The sequence below is a fragment of the Bradyrhizobium sp. 187 genome (assembly GCF_023101005.1).
Lineage (GTDB): Bacteria > Pseudomonadota > Alphaproteobacteria > Rhizobiales > Xanthobacteraceae > Bradyrhizobium > Bradyrhizobium canariense_D.
In genome coordinates this window covers 4,476,399-4,493,246 of record NZ_CP064693.1, presented here as the reverse complement: position 1 = coordinate 4,493,246, position 16,848 = coordinate 4,476,399, and the positions used below count along the sequence as shown (strand labels likewise).

14 protein-coding genes and 1 tRNA gene are annotated in these 16,848 nt (G+C 64.8%); 9 read left to right on the top strand and 6 right to left on the bottom strand.

What is annotated here, in order from left to right; all coding sequences use genetic code 11:
• Positions 1-26: 26 nt before the first annotated feature.
• The gene (locus tag IVB19_RS21600) at positions 27-2,504 is read right to left on the bottom strand and encodes a PAS domain S-box protein (RefSeq protein WP_247452464.1); all 2,478 of its coding nucleotides are present in this window, start codon (positions 2,502-2,504) and stop codon (positions 27-29) included.
• Between the two features lie 215 nt (positions 2,505-2,719).
• Here IVB19_RS21600 and IVB19_RS21595 point away from each other — a divergent pair, with 215 nt between their 5' ends.
• The 4 genes from IVB19_RS21595 (at position 2,720) to IVB19_RS21580 (ending at position 7,315) form a co-directional block, all read left to right on the top strand.
• Positions 2,720-3,790 (top strand): zinc-binding metallopeptidase family protein, encoded by a 1,071-nt coding sequence (locus tag IVB19_RS21595; RefSeq protein ID WP_247452463.1) that lies wholly within the window; start codon positions 2,720-2,722, stop codon positions 3,788-3,790.
• 183 nt (positions 3,791-3,973) lie between these two features.
• Positions 3,974-5,989 (top strand): acetyl-CoA carboxylase biotin carboxylase subunit, encoded by a 2,016-nt coding sequence (locus IVB19_RS21590; RefSeq protein WP_247452462.1) that lies wholly within the window; start codon positions 3,974-3,976, stop codon positions 5,987-5,989.
• A gap of 163 nt (positions 5,990-6,152) precedes the next feature.
• Entirely contained in the window at positions 6,153-7,019 is an 867-nt protein-coding gene (locus tag IVB19_RS21585) for an isocitrate lyase/PEP mutase family protein (RefSeq protein ID WP_247819865.1), read from the top strand.
• Entirely contained in the window at positions 7,016-7,315 is a 300-nt protein-coding gene (locus IVB19_RS21580; protein ID WP_007603158.1) for an acylphosphatase, read from the top strand. Before IVB19_RS21585 ends, IVB19_RS21580 begins: the two co-directional genes overlap by 4 nt.
• Before the next feature lie 8 nt (positions 7,316-7,323).
• Here IVB19_RS21580 and IVB19_RS21575 read toward each other — a convergent pair whose 3' ends face one another.
• Both IVB19_RS21575 and IVB19_RS21570 read right to left on the bottom strand, forming a co-directional pair.
• The gene (locus IVB19_RS21575; RefSeq protein ID WP_247476186.1) at positions 7,324-8,844 is read right to left on the bottom strand and encodes a PAS domain-containing hybrid sensor histidine kinase/response regulator family protein; all 1,521 of its coding nucleotides are present in this window, start codon (positions 8,842-8,844) and stop codon (positions 7,324-7,326) included.
• Positions 8,845-8,991: 147 nt separating this feature from the next.
• Positions 8,992-9,846 (bottom strand): LysR family transcriptional regulator, encoded by an 855-nt coding sequence (locus tag IVB19_RS21570; protein WP_247452459.1) that lies wholly within the window; start codon positions 9,844-9,846, stop codon positions 8,992-8,994.
• 112 nt (positions 9,847-9,958) lie between these two features.
• Between IVB19_RS21570 and IVB19_RS21565 the strand changes: the two genes are divergently transcribed.
• Positions 9,959-10,381 carry a tautomerase family protein gene (locus IVB19_RS21565; protein WP_247789869.1) on the top strand — a complete coding sequence of 141 codons (423 nt, stop codon included), beginning with the start codon at positions 9,959-9,961 and terminating at the stop codon, positions 10,379-10,381.
• 57 nt (positions 10,382-10,438) lie between these two features.
• Here IVB19_RS21565 and IVB19_RS21560 read toward each other — a convergent pair whose 3' ends face one another.
• A complete protein-coding gene (locus IVB19_RS21560; RefSeq protein WP_143273336.1) occupies positions 10,439-11,152 on the bottom strand; it encodes a DNA helicase in 714 nt (237 codons plus the stop codon).
• A 184-nt stretch (positions 11,153-11,336) separates the two neighbouring features.
• Positions 11,337-12,074, bottom strand: a complete 738-nt coding sequence (gene lipB, locus IVB19_RS21555; RefSeq protein WP_247452458.1) for a lipoyl(octanoyl) transferase LipB — start codon at positions 12,072-12,074, stop codon at positions 11,337-11,339.
• 79 nt (positions 12,075-12,153) lie between these two features.
• On the opposite strand from lipB, the gene IVB19_RS21550 reads away from it, so the two are divergent.
• Positions 12,154-12,396 carry a FliM/FliN family flagellar motor switch protein gene (locus tag IVB19_RS21550; RefSeq protein WP_085351347.1) on the top strand — a complete coding sequence of 81 codons (243 nt, stop codon included), beginning with the start codon at positions 12,154-12,156 and terminating at the stop codon, positions 12,394-12,396.
• 219 nt (positions 12,397-12,615) lie between these two features.
• Positions 12,616-12,700: transfer RNA gene (locus IVB19_RS21545), tRNA-Leu, on the top strand.
• 186 nt (positions 12,701-12,886) lie between these two features.
• Here the strand turns inward: IVB19_RS21545 and fdhD are convergent.
• On the bottom strand, positions 12,887-13,720 hold the full coding sequence (gene fdhD, locus IVB19_RS21540; protein ID WP_204511422.1) for a formate dehydrogenase accessory sulfurtransferase FdhD: 834 nt from the start codon (positions 13,718-13,720) through the stop codon (positions 12,887-12,889).
• Positions 13,721-13,876: 156 nt separating this feature from the next.
• Here fdhD and IVB19_RS21535 point away from each other — a divergent pair, with 156 nt between their 5' ends.
• The gene (locus tag IVB19_RS21535; RefSeq protein WP_204511421.1) at positions 13,877-16,198 is read left to right on the top strand and encodes an FdhF/YdeP family oxidoreductase; all 2,322 of its coding nucleotides are present in this window, start codon (positions 13,877-13,879) and stop codon (positions 16,196-16,198) included.
• A gap of 34 nt (positions 16,199-16,232) precedes the next feature.
• Entirely contained in the window at positions 16,233-16,841 is a 609-nt protein-coding gene (locus IVB19_RS21530) for a cysteine hydrolase family protein (RefSeq protein WP_018455224.1), read from the top strand.
• Positions 16,842-16,848: the final 7 nt, after the last annotated feature.

The following is a 16,848-nucleotide window of genomic DNA, read 5'->3' as shown; positions in this document are numbered from 1 at the left end:
GTGGCAGCTTCGTGCGACCATAACACTCATCGCGCCATCGACGGCTTTGCCGTGATTGCCTTGCGCAAGATGCGCGACAGCGCTTCGACCGAATACGGCTTCTGGATCAGCTCGAAACCGCGATCGGCGTTCTCGGCGAGAACGTTGCTGTAACCAGAGGTGAGCACGACGGGCAGGCCCGGATAGCGTTCGCGGATGATGCCGGCGAGCTCGACGCCGTTCATGCCGGGCATGATGACGTCGGAGAAAACGAGATCGACGGCGAACTCGTTCTCGCCGAGAATGGCGAGCGCCGCATTGGCGTTGGCGGCGCGGCGGACGACATAGCCGAGGTCTTCCAGCAGCTCGGTGGAGAACCGGCCGACCTCGTCGTCGTCTTCCACCACGAGCACGCGATAGCCGCGCCCGGTGGCCGCGGCCTCATAGGTCAGCGCCGCGGCTTCCTGATCTGTCGCGGGGCTGTGCGCCCGCGGCAGATAGATGGTGAAGGTCGCGCCTTCACCATGCGTGCTCGTCACGGCAATGTCGCCCTCGGACTGCTTTGCGAAGCCGAAGGCCTGGCTCAGGCCGAGGCCGGTGCCCTTGCCGACCTCCTTGGTGGTGAAGAACGGCTCGAAGATGGCTTCGATGTTCTCGGGCGCGATGCCGCTGCCGGTGTCGGCAACGGAGATCGCGACATAGTCGCCGCCGCGCGCCGGTTGCGTGCGGAGGTCGGGGATTCCCTGAACTTTCCGGACCGCTATGGTGAGACGGCCTTCGCCGTCCATGGCGTCGCGGGCGTTGATGGCGAGGTTGATCAGCGCGGTCTCGAATTGCGCGATATCGGCGACCGTGAAGCAGTCGCCATCGTGAACCTCCACCGCGATTTCGATGCGGCCGCCGACCAGCGGCCGGACCAGTTGCGCCACGCCTTCAACCTGGCTGCCGACGTTGAAGATCTGCGGTTTCAGCGGCTGCCGGCGCGCAAACGCCAGCAGCTGGGCGGTCAGCTTGGAGGCACGCTCGACGGTGTCCGAGATAGCATCGACATAGCGGCGACGGCGCTCCTCCGGCAGCTCGCGGCGGCGCAGGAAATCGGTGGCCGAGCGGATGATGGTGAGCAGATTGTTGAAGTCGTGCGCGACGCCGCCAGTGAGCTGGCCGATCGCCTCCATCTTCTGCGATTGCCGCAACGCTTCCTCGCCGCGGCGACGCTCGGTGATGTCCACAGCCTCAGGCACCGCGCCGCTGATGTTGCCGTGGCGGTCGAGCACCGGGCGCATGCCGAACTCGAAATCGCGCTCCCCGATGGGAAGGCGCAGGCGCATCTCCATCCGCACGGCTTCGCCCTTGAGCACGGTGTCGAAGGCCTCGCGCACTCGTGCGCCCATGCCCTCCGTCGTGCTGAACCAGGGCGTCTGCCACAACGGCTTTCCGATCACATCCGCAGGGCTCGCCTTGATGGCGTCGAGCACGGTCGTGTTGGCGTAAAGCAGCTCGCCACTGAGATTGACGAGGCCCTGATACTGGTTGCTGGTCTCCAGGATGGCGCGCAGCCGCGCCTCGTTGGATTCGAGTTCGGCGGTGCGCTGGACGATGCGTTCTTCCAGCGTCTCGTTGAGCTGCCGGAGCTCGATCTCGGCCTGTTTGGCCACCGTGATGTCATGGGCAACGCCGATGAAGCCGATATGCCTGCCGGTCGGGTCCCAGCGCGGCTGCGATTCCGAACGCAGCCAGCGCCATTCGCCGGCGGCGTTCTTGTAGCGGGCTTCCAGCACGAACGGTTTGAGTGATGCTTCGCCCTGAACGGATTGCTGTAGCACGTGGGGCAGGTCGTCCGGATGCAGCACCTTGCGCCAGTCGAAGGCAATGGCCTGGTCGTAGGGCAGGCCGACGAAATCGACATAGGCCTGGTTGGCGAAGGACCGTGTGCGGTCGAGTTTGGTGACCCAGATCGGCACCGGGGCGCTGTCGGCGATCAGCCGGAAGCGCTCTTCGCTCTCGCGCAGGGTCTCACGCACCAGCATCTGGTCGGTGACGTCGATATGGGCGCCGACGAGGCGAAGGGCGCGGCCGCCACCGTCCCGCTCGATCTTGGCGACGACGCGGATCCAGCGGGTCTCGCCGTCGCTGGGGCGGATGATGCGGTATTCTGCGGTATAGTCCTCACTGGTGCCGGACAGCGCTTCGATGAAGTGCTTCACCGTAGCGTCCCGGTCGCCGGGATGAATGCGATTGATCCAGTCCTCGTGCGACTCGTCGGCAGCTTCCGGCGGCAGGCCGTGAAGCATCAGATATTCCGGCGAACGGCGGTTCTTGAAGCCTTCGCGGAAATCGACTTCGAGACCGCCGACCTTGCCGATGCGCTGGATGCGCGCAAGTTCGGCTTCGCGCTCCTGGAGCGCGCGATAGGCGTTGTCGCGCTCGCGCGCAACATCTTCCAGGTGCTGGCGCAGCTTTTCGGCGGCGATGGTCTCGGGCAAAGGATCGTTCAAGGCGTTGGCCGTTGTGATGCGAGAGCGCACGTGGCGGACCGATATTCACACAGACGTAGCGCGATGGCCATTGCTCAGAGGGAATATGGAAAGAAAGGCGTCGCCGGATGCAGTATGGTGGGCATGAGCGAACGCCAAGTCTGGCTATTTGTTCCGAACATTGGAACGATGAGCCCGCCGCGCGCGTATCCGCGAGGCGCCACAACTGTCATTCCCAAAAGCTCCCTTTCCGAAGAGGCTAAATCTTGAAGCTTTTTGTCTGCCAGGCCTGCGGCAACGTCCTCTATTTCGAGAACCGCACCTGTGAACGCTGCGGCCATCGGGTCGCGTTCCTGCCGGAGAAGGAGACGATGTCGGCGATCGAGCCCGACGGACAGGTCTGGGCCACGCTCGCCGACAAGGGCAGCGGACGCATGCCGTGCCGTAATGCCGAATATGATTCCTGCAACTGGCTGACGGATGCAGGTGATACCACCGGCTATTGCCGCGCCTGCCGGCATAACGGCGTCGTGCCGGATCTGTCGGATCAGGCGCAACTCGCCGGCTGGCGCGAGCTGGAGATGGCGAAGCACCGGCTGTTCTATTCCCTGATCCGCTGGAAGCTGCCGCTCCAGACCCGGCAGGACAATCCCGAACATGGCCTGATCTTCAATTTCCTCGCCGACGATCCGCAGAGCGGGCAGAAGATCCTGACCGGCCACGACAACGGCCTGATCACGATCGCGCTGACCGAGACCGACGGCATCGAGCGCGAGCGGCGCAGGCTGGAGATGGGCGAGCCCTACCGGACGCTGCTCGGGCATTTCCGCCACGAGGTCGGGCACTATTTCTGGGACGTGCTGGTGCGCGACGGCGGCATGCTGGACGAATGCCGCGCCGTGTTCGGCGACGATTCCGCCGATTACGGTCAGGCCTTGCAGCGCCACTATGCCGAAGGCGCCCCGCCGGACTGGCAGCAGAACTACGTTTCTGCCTACGCGACCACGCATCCCTGGGAAGATTTCGCCGAGACCTGGGCGCACTATCTTCACATCGTCGACACTCTGGAGATGGCTAGCGAGTTCGGCATGGAGGTGCGGCCCAAGGTGGACCGCGACGGGGAGTTGACGGCGCGCATCCGCTTCAACCCGTACGAAGCGAGGGACGTCGAGGCCATCGTCAACGCATGGCTGCCCTTCACCTTCGCCATGAACAGCGTCAACCGCGCCATGGGCATGCGCGATCTCTATCCGTTCATCCTCTCGCCGGTCGTCGTCGACAAGCTCGGCTTCATTCACGGCCTGGTCCGGAACGTGGGCAAGGCCGGGAAGCCGTAGGCCGTCCGGGGCCTGTCAGGCCCGTTTCGGTCTTGCTTCGGTCTTGCGCTGGTACGCCAGAGGGGCCGGATTTTGACCGTTGCCTCCAGCCTATTTTGATGTACCACGGGAGCCACACGGCCCCTCCCATAGGCTCCAACGGCCAGGGAAGGGTCCCGCCCAAGGTCGAGACTCAAGAAAAGCATGTTCAAACGCATTCTGATCGCCAATCGCGGCGAAATCGCCTGCCGGGTCATCAAGACCGCTCGCCGCATGGGAGTTCAGACGGTCGCGGTCTATTCCGAGGCCGACCGCGACGCTCTCCATGTCGAGATGGCCGACGAGGCCGTGCTGATCGGCCCGCCGGCTGCGGCCGAGAGTTATCTGGTGATCGAGAAGATCGTGGAGGCCTGCCGCAAGACCGGCGCCGAGGCCGTGCATCCCGGTTACGGCTTCCTGTCCGAGCGCGAGGCGTTTCCGCGCGCGCTGGAGGCGGCCGGCATCGTCTTCATCGGCCCCAACCCGGGCGCGATCGCGGCGATGGGCGACAAGATCGAATCCAAAAGGGCTGCCGCGAAGGCAAAAGTCTCGACCGTGCCCGGCTATCTCGGCGTCATCGAGGACGCTACGCACGCGGTCAAGATCGCTGACGAGATCGGCTATCCCGTGATGATCAAGGCCTCCGCCGGCGGCGGCGGCAAGGGCATGCGCATCGCGCATTCGACCTCCGAGGTCGCCGAAGGGTTCAACCTCGCCAAGGCGGAGGCCAAGGCCTCGTTCGGTGACGACCGGGTCTTCATCGAGAAGTTCATCGTAGATCCCCGCCATATCGAGATCCAGCTGCTCGGCGACAAGCACGGCAACGTGATCTATCTCGGCGAGCGCGAATGCTCGATCCAGCGCCGCAACCAGAAGGTCATCGAGGAAGCGCCGTCGCCGCTGCTCGACGAAGCCACCCGCCGTAAGATGGGCGAGCAGGCGGTCGCACTCGCCAAGGCGGTGAATTACGACTCCGCCGGCACCGTCGAATTCGTCGCGGGGCAGGACAAGAGCTTCTACTTCCTGGAGATGAACACGCGCCTCCAGGTCGAGCATCCTGTCACCGAGCTGGTCACCGGCGTCGACCTCGTCGAGCAGATGCTCCGCGTCGCCGCCGGCGAGAAGCTCGCCATTGCGCAGAAGGACGTCACGCTGACCGGCTGGGCAGTGGAGTCGCGCCTCTACGCGGAGGACCCGTTCCGCAACTTCCTGCCCTCGATCGGGCGCCTGGTGAAATACCGTCCGCCGGCGGAAGCGAGCCAGGACGGCATCACCGTGCGCAACGACACCGGCGTGCAGGAGGGCGGCGAGATCTCGATCCATTATGATCCGATGATCGCCAAGCTCGTCACCCACGCGCCGTCGCGCGCCGCCGCGATCGAGGCGCAGGCCACTGCGCTGGACTCGTTCTATGTGGACGGTATCCGCCACAACATCCCGTTCCTGTCGGCGCTGATGCATCATCCGCGCTGGCGCGAAGGCCGGCTCTCCACCGGCTTCATCGCCGAGGAATTCCCCAAGGGCTTTGCCGTGCGCGTGCCTGAAGGCGAGGTCGCACGGCGGCTCGCTGCGGTCGGCGCCGCCATCGATCACGTGCTCGGCGAGCGCAAGCGGCAGATCTCGGGGCAGATGGGCGGCCGCATCGTGCAGCGCGAGCGTCGCCGTGCGGTCTGGCTCGACCGCCAGGAGATCCTGCTGGAGATCGCGCGCGAGGGCGAGGCGGTCGCGGTGCGTTTCGTCAATGCTGACGGCAAGACCGGCAATGCGCTTCTGTTGCAGTCGCCGTGGAAGCCGGGCGATCCTGTCTGGCAGGGCACCATCGACGGGCATGTCGTCGCGGTGCAGGTGCGCCCGATCGCGAACGGTATCCGCCTCGCGCATCAGGGCGTCGAGGTGCCGGTCTATGTCTGGACCGAAGCGGAAGCTGCCTCGGCGCGGCTGATGCCGGTGACCACGGCTGCCGACACCGGCAAGAAGCTGCTTTGTCCGATGCCCGGTCTCGTGGTCTCGATCGCGGTGACCGAAGGGCAGGAGGTCAAGGCCGGCGAGACGCTCGCGGTGGTCGAAGCCATGAAGATGCAGAACGTTCTGCGCGCCGAGCAGGACGGCACGGTGAAGAAGATCCACGCCAGCGCCGGCGCGACGCTCGCGGTGGATGCGCTGATTTTGGAGTTTGCGTAACGTCATTGCGAGGAGCCACCGGGTCCGCGCGAAGCGCGGCCCGATGACAGGCTCCGCGACGAAGCAATCCAGTCTGTCTCTGCGGATGCATTTCTGGATTGCTTCGCTTCGCTCGCAATGACGGAGTATGCTGCGGCCTCCGTGACCTAACCGAGACATCACCATGGCCTTTCGTTCCCGCCGCGAAAAACTGCGATCGATCCTGTCGGGCGGGACGTGCGTCCATCCCGGCTCGGTCTACGACGCTATCTCGATCCGCATCGCCGAGGATCTCGGTTTCCCGCTCGGCATGTTCGGCGGCTCGGTGGCTTCGCTCGCGGTGCTCGGCGACCCCGACATCACGCTGATCACGCTCACGGAACTTGCCGAGCAGATGCGGCGGATGTCGCGTGCTGCAGCGCTTCCGGTGTTGGTCGATGCCGATCACGGCTATGGCAACGCGCTCAACGTGCGTCGCACGGTGCAGGAGCTGGAAACGGCGGGCGCCGCCGGCGTCACCATCGAGGACACGCTGCTGCCGGCTGGCTTCGGCGAAGCGAAGACGCAGCTGATCTTGCTCGAGGAGGGCGTCGGCAAGATGAAGGCGGCACTCGACGGCCGCGGCGACCCCTCGCTCGTCATCATGGGCCGCACCGGTGCGGCCTCGATCACCTCGATCGAGGATGCGATCCGCCGCGCCAGAGCTTATGAGGCTACCGGCGTCGACGCGCTGTTCTTCACCGGCATCAAGTCGCGCGCCGAGCTCGAGGCCATCGTGTCTGCGACGCGCCTGCCGATCGTGCTCGGCGGCGCGCCGGAGGAGTTGAACGTGCTCGAATACCTCGCTGGCCAGCGCGTGCGCATCGCGCTTCAGGGCCACGCGCCGATCGCGGCCGCAACGCAGGCCGTCTACGAGACGCAGAAGGCGCTACGCGACGGCACTGCGCCGAAGAATCTCAAAGGTCTCCCATCGTCGGACTTGACCAGCCGCGTCACGCGGGAGGCCGACGTCAAGGCGCGGAGCGCCGATGTCCTCGGACTGAAACAATGAGCCGGGCGATCCTCCAGGTCATGATCCGCGGCCGCGTGCAGGGGGTAGGCTACCGGGCCTGGCTCGAGTATCAGGCGACGACGTGCGGTCTCGAAGGCTGGGTCCGCAACCGCCGTGACGGCAGCGTTGAAGCGCTGTTCGCGGGGCCGCCGAAGCACGTCGCGGACATGGTTGCGCTGTGCCGCCACGGCCCGCCGTCCTCGCGCGTCGACAGCGTCACCAGCGAGACGGCCGACGTCGATGAACTGAACTTGCGCCGAGCAGGCGAGGCGTTTTCGGTGTTGCCGACGGTGTAGCTAAAGAATCACCGCGGCAGCTTGGCGATCGCTTCGCTCAATTCGTGGATCTCGTAGGGCTTGCGCAGGATCGGGAAATCGCCGCGCACGCCTGCGGCGACTTCGCTGTAGCCGGTGGCGAGCAGAATCGGCAGGCCGGGGCGGATCTGGCGGAGGTGATGGGCGAGGCTGAGCCCGTCCATCTTGCCGGGCATGACGATATCCGAGAACACGAAGTCGACGCCGTTCTTCTCGATCTCGCTCAAGGCGGCTTCGGCGTCCGCGACCCGGCGCACCTGATAGCCGAGCTGCTCCAGAAGGCCGATGCTGACGGCGGCGACGTCCGGATTGTCCTCGACCAGCAGCACCGTGCCGCTGCCTTGGAACGCCGGTTCTCCCGCCGCCTCACGCGATGGCTCGTCTTCTCCGCGCGGCAGCAGGATGGTGAAGGTCGTGCCCTTGCCGAGCGCGCTCGCGACCCGGACCGTGCCGCCGGCCTGATGGGCGAAGCCGTGCACCTGGGAGAGACCGAGGCCAGTGCCTTTTCCGATCGCCTTGGTCGTGAAGAACGGCTCGAAGATCTTGTCGAGAACGTCGGAGGGAATGCCGAGGCCGGTATCGGTGACGTCGATCGCGATGAATTCGCCCACGAGGGGGTCCTCGTCGAGCACGAGATTGCGCGCTGCGATCTTCACCGTGCCTCCGTCGGGCATCGCGTCGCGGGCATTGATGACAAGGTTGAGCAGCGCGGTCTCGAGCTCGGAAACGTCGGTCCTGATCGGCCAGACGTCGTCGCTGACGTCGAAAGCCAGGCGCACGGAGCTGCCGACGCCGGCATCGAGTACCTCGCGGATCGCCGCGATGCGGTCGGCGAAGTCGATCGCCTGCGGATTGACGCTCTGCCGCCGCGCGAAGGTGAGGAGCTGGTTGGTTAGCGCGGCGCCGCGCCTGGTAGCGGTCTCGATGGCCGAGATCGCGCGCTGAAGCTTGGCTTCGTCGTCGGCCCCTCGTTTCAGCATGTGGAGGCTGCCGCTGATGATCATCAGGAGGTTGTTGAAATCGTGGGCGACCCCGCCGGTGAGCTGGCCGAGCGCGTCGAATTTCTGGGATTCGGCGAGCTGCTTCTGCATCGCCTCGAGCTTGAGCTGGGTATTGCGCCGCTCGGTGATGTCGCGCGTGATCTTGGCGAAGCCGACCAGCTCGCCGGCCTCGTAGATCGGATCGATCACGACGCTGGCCCAGAAGAAGGTGCCGTCCTTGCGGACGCGCCAGCCTTCCTCCTCGTAGCGGCCCTTTTCCCGCGCGATGCCGAGCGCACGGGCGGGCTTGCCGTTGGCGCGGTCGGTCTCGGTGTAGAACCGGGAAAAGTGCTGGCCGAGGATCTCCCCGGGTGAATAGCCCTTGATGCGCTCGCCGCCAATGTTCCAGCTGGTGATTCTCCCGGTGGGATCCAGCATGTAGAGTGCGTAGTCCGCAACTCCTTCAACTAACAGGCGGAAACTGCGTTCGCTTTCGAACAAATCCCTCTGCTGACTAGACTTCTCGACCATTCCCGGACCCTGCCTCAACGGGGGCAAACGCAGTAGGTGGCGGATTGTTCCCGGAGGTTGGAACATTTTTAGGCAACATTGCGCGTCCGTATGCAGGACGCAAGCCAGCAGACGCTCGCCCGCATTCGAGCCGGAAAGCCGTGCGCGTCAGACCGCCGCCACGCTCCGGAACGTCGCCGCCACCGCACGCAGCGCTCCAAGCTTTGCGGGATCGCTGACCTTCGAATGGAGCATCACCTTTGAGCTGCCGAGTTTCGGCAGCTTGTGGGCGGGGCCGACGTCGACCAGGCCTGCCGGCGCGATCCGTCGCGCCAGCGGCGCGATTGCAAGTCCGGCGAGCGCGGCTGCAACCACGGCGGTGACGCCGCCGCCGACGAAGCGCTCACGCCATTTCAGGCCGGCCTTGTCGAGCGCGCGCACGGCGATGGCGCGGACGCCGCAGGGCGGGGCGAGCGTCGCGAGCGGCAAAGGCTGCCCCTTTGGCACGGTGAAGCGTCGTGACGCGAACCAGCCGAATTCGTCCTCGGCCAGCGTCTCTCCGCCGCGCCGGCTGCCTTCCTGGCGCACGATCACCGCATCCAGTCGGCCCGCATCATAGGCCTCCTGCATCTCGCGCGAGAAGCCGATGATGACGGCAAGCGTGAGGTTCGACGACATCGCATGCAGGCGTTCGAGCAGGGGTACCAGCTCCGGCCCCGCAGCATGGTCGGAGATGCCGAGCGAGAGCGACTGCGCGACTGAGGCCTCGCCCGATAGCGCGCGGTCATGCGCCGCGATCAGCGCGCGGGCGCGCTCCAGGAACGTCGCGCCGTCTGCCGTGAGCCGGACCGCGCGCGGCGAGCGCTCGACGAGACGTTTTCCCAGCAGGGTCTCCAGCCGTTGCAGCTTGAGGCTGACAGCCGCCTGGGTCGTGCCGAGCGCTTCGGCGGTCCGCGTAAAATTCTGGAGGTCGGCGACCAGCAGGAAGGCCTGGACGGTGGCGATGTCGAGCGTTGCTGTCATTACGATGTCTTATCACTGGTATCAACAGAGATAAGATACCAAAATGTCGGTGGCGGGTCTAGCTTCTCATGAACGCCGCGCAACACCTGCGCGACATCCGAGGAGAACGACCATGCCGCTGATCACCGTGTCCTACACCACCCCGCGCCAGTCGCCGCCGCTGAAGGCCGACATCGCGAGCGCCGTATCCGAGCTCACCGCAAAAATCCTGCACAAGGACCCTGAGGTCACGGCCATTATCGTGAAGTCGGTGGAGGCGAGCGACTGGTTCGCTGGCGGCAAGTCGCTCGCAGAGCAAAAGCTCGCGAGCTACTGGATCGACATTCACGTCAGCGAAGGCACCAACACCAAGGACGAGAAGGCCGCCTATCTAGCCGCGATGTTCCAGCCCATGGCCGGGATCCTGGGCCCGCTGCATCACGAGACCTATCTGCATGTCGACGAGGTCAAGGGCGACGCCTATGGCTTTGGCGGCCTGACCCAGGAGCGGCGCTACATCGCCGGCAAGCTCGAGGTTTCGCCGGAGAAGGCGTGAGGAGGGAGGCCGCGGGTGAATAACCGCACCCGCGGCCTGAACCGTTGCCAGGGATCGTCAGCTCGCTATGCGAAACTGAACTTCGTCCTTGTTCAGGAAACAGGTCTTGTCGAACAGCTTCAGGTCGAGCGGGTTCGGCAGCCTGACATCGTCCAGGTCAGGGCAGGGTTTGAGCGAGGAATCATAGGAACGGTCGATCTGCGAGATGAAGACGACGATCAATCCCTTGTCGTGCGCGAATGATTTCAACGCGCGCACCTGAACGGTGAGGTCGGGATTTTCCCGCCGCTGGTCCAGCAGCTGCAGATAGTCGATCACCACGACCGTGCCGCGCGGTGCTGCGGCCATCTGCTTGACGACGTAGTCGGCACTGATGGCGTCGGAGCAATCGACCTCGAAGAGTTTTTCGAACTCCGCCAGATCCACGCCGATCGCCCGAAAGCGATCCAGAACGTCTTTCTCGGTGTATTCGAGCGAGAAGAACGCGGCGCGGTGGCCCGACCGCATCGCCTCTACGGCAAGCCCGAGGCTCATCAGGGTCTTGCCCTGGCCGGGACGCGCGCCCACCAGCACCAGGTCACCCGGTTGGAATTGCGGGAAAAGCCGGTTGGCCGGCGTCGCTGTGGCCGCTTTCGCCGCGAGCAGGCTCCATGCGGAAAAGCCTTGCGTCGCAGCGACGCGGTCGAGCGCATCGTGCAGCGGGATGCCTACCTCGCGGGACAAGCGCTTCGCTTTTCGTTTCAGATGATAAATGGGTGCAGACAGTCTCATCGCAAAAACCTCCCATTGCGAGCTGAAGCGCAACCCCTCCTTATGCCTTGGCGCTCGAACAGTCGGTCCGATGATCAATTCGCCCGGCATGACATCTGCTTTCCCGGCGGAGGGGGGAGGCGTGGGCGACACCGGAATCGAGGGTAGCTGATTCCGGGTTTGCCGAGAATGAGGGAGACCGAAGTTAGGCCGCTGCTTCCGGCATCAGCGCCTGGGTCGGCCCGAACAGCTCCTCGAAGGCTTGCCGAAGCGCCACGTCGACATCGCTCATCGTCAGGAGCTGGCCGAGATCGACCAGCGAGGTGACGCCGTAGCGGGGATCGGCGACGCCGCAGGGCACGATGCCGGCGAAATGTGACAGCTCCGGCTCGACATTAATGGCAATGCCGTGAAACGAGACCCAGCGCTTCAGCCGGACGCCGATCGCGGCGATCTTGTCCTCGTGCTCGGGTCCCTTGTCGGGCCGCTTGACCCAGACGCCGACCCGGTCCTCGCGCCGCTCGCCACGGATGTTGAAGGCGGCGAGCGTCTGCACAATCAGCTCCTCCAGGCTCGCGACATAGGCCCGGACATCCGGCCGGCGGCGCTTCAGGTCAAGCATGACATAGGCCACGCGCTGGCCGGGCCCGTGATAGGTGAGCTGGCCGCCGCGCCCGGTGGCAAAGGTCGGGAATCGGGCATCGAGCAGGTCGGTGGTCTTGCCCGAGGTGCCGGACGTGTAGAGCGGGGGGTGCTCCAGCAGCCAGACCAACTCCGGGGCTGCACCGGCCGCGATCGCCGCGACGCGCGCCTCCATTTCGGCGACCGCCTCCGGATAGGGCACCGGCGCGTCCGAAATCCGCCATTCCACCGGCTCGCCGGTGGAAGCGGAAAACGGCGTCAAATCGAGCTCTTGGCGGGGGTGTTGGGGCAAATTAACCATTGGCTAACCATAACCGGGTGATGATCCCAGGAGCAAATACCAGTCCCTAGTCCTAGTCCCAAGTTGCGGTGGTGCTGAAGTGCCTACTCTCGACAAAGTCACCGTGGACCTCATGGTCGTCCTCGGGACGACGACCATGCCGATCCATCAGGTATTACGTCTTTCCCGCGGCGCCATCATCGAGCTGGACGCAACCGAGGCCGACGAGGTCAAGGTTCTGGCCAATAATTTGCCGGTCGCCTCCGGGGTCGTGCTGGTCGACCGCAACCGCATCGCGGTCGAGGTCAAGCAGATGCTGCCACGTGTCCCGGGCACACGGTAAAGGCGCGGGCAGGCGTCGCGGCCCGGGCACGCGTCGCGGCCTGGGCACGCAGTAGCGGCCGGGCAGGCGGAAAAGGCCGATCCCGGCGCAAGGAGCCGGAACTTTCCTGCCAAGCTTGTGGAATTCAGGGCCTTTGGAGGCTTGTACCCCTCTGACGGATTTGTTAGATCGGCGCCGTTGATCCGGTTGGCCTTCAAGCCTCAAGCCGGCATCCCCAAAGCGCTCGTGGCGGAATTGGTAGACGCGCTGCCTTGAGGTGGCAGTGAGTAAAATCGTGGGGGTTCGAGTCCCTCCGAGCGCACCAAGCAAACAGACACGCGAAAGATTGTTTCGCGATTTTCGGTGCCCGCCCTGTTCGCGCTGCGGACCCTGGAACGGGGCCTCCCCAAGTCTTCGATGTTCGATCTCGCGGCCGAGGGTTCGCTCCCTCGGCGCGATCGGGCATGAAGTTGCCTGGCGAAGTTCGCTATGCCCTCACGTCCGGGTTCCCTTAGTTTGCCTGCGGTCGAGACTCCGGCTCGATCTGCGTGGCGGCGGGCTTAAACACCCTCGCCGGATGGCTGAAGATCTCGAATTCGTCGCCCCGCGCTATGCCGACAAGCGTGATCCCGCTGGCTTCGGCCGTTCGGACTGCGAGCGCGGTCGGTGCAGACATGGCAACGACGACGCCGGCGCCGATCGCGGCGGTTTTTTGCACCATCTCGACCGAAATCCGGCTGGTGAGAATGACGGCGCCAGCGCGGCCGGATGCTCCTTCCGTCGCGAGAGCGCCGGCAAGCTTGTCGAGGGCGTTGTGGCGCCCCACGTCCTCGCGCACCGTCATGGTCTTGCCGACTGGCTCGAAAAAACCCGCGGCGTGAGCGGCGCGTGTCTTGTGGTTGAGGATCTGTGACTCGCTGAGGGTTGCGACGGCCGTGCTGATCTGCTCCGCCGTGAGGTTCGCTGGCTGCTCGACGCACTGAACGATCCGCCCGGCTTCCCGCAAGCTGTCGATGCCGCACAGGCCGCAACCCGTCGGCCCGACCAGATGTCGCCGGCGCTCCTTCAGGCGGCGCCCGGCGTTCGTTCGCAGCCATAGCCGCAGTTCGATGCCGTCGCGACCGGGAACGACCGTGAGCTCCTCGATCTCGCCGATGTCCCCGATGATCCCTTCGGTCAGGCTGAATCCCACAGCAAGATCGGTCAGATCGGCGGGAGTTGCCATCACAACGGCGACGGTCGTTCCGTCGTAGACGAGTGCCACGGGACATTCCTCCGCCAGCATCCGCTCATCCCGCGTTCCGCTCGACGTCAGCCGGGGCATTCTCACGGATGCCGTGGGCATGGATGCGCGATCGTGTGCGCCGGATCGAGAGCCGTGCATGGGTGTTCGTCCTACGTCGATTCATCGACGCACGAACCGGAGCAACGTTCCGAACGCTTGGAACTTGCCATCCCATCTCGGGTTTTGCGTGCAGGGCTTGCGATTGAAGGAAACGCCATGCGGCAAAAGGCAAAGGTCGAGAACTATGATGCGCCGGCAGGCGGCTGGGGCTCGCTCAAAGCCGTTGCCAGTATCCTGACACAGGAAGAGGTCGCCATTCTCGGCAGCGAGATCCTGCTCAAGCAGAACAAGCCGGACGGATTCATGTGCGTGAGCTGCTCCTGGGCCAAGCCGGCCAAGCCGCGTCCGTTCGAGTTCTGCGAAAACGGCGCCAAGGCGACCGCCTGGGAGATTACGCGCAAGACCGTGACACCGGAGTTCTTTGCGCAACATACGCTGGCTGAACTACGAACCTGGTCCGATCATCAGTTGGAGGAGCAGGGGCGCCTGACGACGCCGATGCGTTACGACAGGGCAAGCGACAAATATCTGCCGGTCGACTGGGAGGAGGCCTTTGCGGCTATCGGCGCCGAGCTGAACCGGCTCGATCCCCGTTCGGTCGTGATGTACACGTCTGGACGTGCCTCGCTCGAAACCAGCTACATGTACCAATTATTCGGCCGCATGTACGGCACCAACAATTTCCCCGACAGCTCGAACATGTGCCACGAAACCACGTCGGTGGCGCTGCCGGAGGTGATCGGAGTTCCGGTCGGGACCGTTCTGCTGGAGGATTTCGAGACTACCGGTTGCATCTTCTTCTTCGGCCACAACACGACCACCAATGCGCCGCGCATGCTGCATCCGCTCCAGGAGGCGGCGCAGCGCGGCGTGCCGATCATATCTTTCAATCCGCTGCGCGAGCGCGGCCTGGAGCGTTTCGTCAATCCGCAAAATCCGGTCCAGATGATCGCCGGCGGCACGCGCATCAGCTCGCAATATTATCAGGTGCGGGTCGGCGGTGATGCTGCGGCGATCGTCGGGATTTGCAAATGGGTGATCGAGGCGGACGACCTCGCGCGCAAGAATGAAGCTGCGCGCGTGGTGGATGTCGAATTCATCCAGCAGCACACGGCCGGCTTCGAGGAGTTCGCCGCATTCTGCCGTACACAGGATTGGGACGAGATCGAACGGGCCTCGGGGCTTTCGCGCGGTGCGCTGCGCGAAGCCGCGAACACCTATATGGAAGCCAAGGCTGTGATCGCCAATTACGGCATGGGCATCACCCAGCACAAGCACGGCGTCGAGACGAACAAGATGATCGTCAACCTGCTGCTGCTTCGCGGCAATATCGGCAAGCCGGGCGCGGGCATTTTGCCGATCCGGGGCCACTCCAACGTGCAGGGCCAGCGCACCGTCGGCATCTCCGAGAAGACCAAGCTGGTGCCGCTCGACAAGCTTGCGGAGCTTTACGGTTTCGAGCCGCCGCGGTGGGAGGGACTGTCCACCGTCGACGCCTGCCAGGGTATTCTGAAAGGCGACGTTCGCGGCTTCGTCGGCCTCGGCGGCAATTTCCTGCGCGCCGTTCCGGAGCGGTCCCTGATGGAGCCCGCCTGGTCCTGCCTGCGCCTGTCGGTGCAGATCGCGACCAAGCTCAACCGGACCCACCTCGTGCCGGGCGAGGTCACTTATCTGCTGCCGTGCCTCGGCCGGATCGAGATCGACCGGCAGGCCAGCGGCGCACAAGCGGTGTCGATGGAGGATTCCACCACCTGCATTCACGGATCGCGCGGCCAGCGCAAGCCGGTGGCCGACCATCTCCTGTCGGAGCCGGCGATCGTCGCCGCCCTGGCAAAGGCAACGTTGAAGCCCAACCCCAAGATCGATTGGGACGCCTGGGTCGCCGACTATTCGCGGGTTCGGGACGCCATCGAGCGCACCTATCCCGACCAGTTCAAGGACTTCAATGCGCGCATGTTCGAACCCGGCGGTTTTGCGCGGCCGCTCGCTGCGCGCGAGCGGAAGTGGAAGACCCCGAACGGCAAGGCCAACTTCACCGTTCCGAAGTCGGCCTTCGCGCCGCCGCGCGAGACCGACGGCGTCTATGAGCTGATGACACTGCGCGCGGACGGGCAGTTCAATACGACGATCTACGCCGAAGGCGATCGCTTTCGCGGCATCGAGGGCGGCCGCTACGTCGTGTTCATGAATCCCGCCGACATGGAGGGAGACGGGTTGAAAGCAGGAGATACCGTCACGCTGGTGACGGAGGCGGGCGACGGTGTCGAACGCAGCCTGAGCGAACTCCAAATCGTCCCCTATGGCATCCCGCGCAGGAGCATTGCGGCTTATTATCCGGAGTGCAACGTGCTCATTCCGCTCTGGCATTACGCGGAGGGCAGCAAGGTCCCTGCGGCAAAATCCATTCCGGTGCGTCTGTTCAAGGACATCCTTCCAGAGATCGTCGAGGCCGGAGAGGCTCCGATCTCGGCGTCGTGAACGCCGTGGATCACGCCCACAGGAGTGAAGGACGATGAGAGACAGCGCGTCGGACGTGACCGACATCAGCGACGCCGTTCACTTGTGCATCGACATGCAGAACATCTTCGCTCCGGGTGGCCTTTGGGAGACGCCATGGATGGCGCGAGTGTTGCCGACGATCGCCTCGATCGTTTCGCGCCATCAGGCCAGAACGATCTTCACGCGATTCATCACGCCGGAAGATCCGGAAGATCGTCCCGGACAGTGGCAGCGCTATTTTCGTCGCTGGCGCGAAGCGACCCGCAAACATCTGCCGCCATCCGGCCTCGAACTCGTGCCGGCTCTGAGCCGCTTCGTTCCGCCGGCTGCCGTCATCGACAAGCCGGCCTATTCCGCGTTCAGCAATCCTGGCCTCGCGAGCCTGCTGATCGACAAGAACGTCGGCACGGTCGTCATCACCGGGGCGGAGACGGACGTCTGCGTGCTCTCGACGGTCCTGAGCGCCGTCGATCTCGGCTTCAGGGTCGTCATCGTCGAGGATGCGTTGTGCAGCTCGTCCGACGTCGGCCATGATGCGCTGATGACGATGTATCGCACCCGCTTTCACGGCCAGGTCGATCTGATGACCGCCGAGGAATTGGCGGAGTTCTGGCGCGAGTAGGGCACGA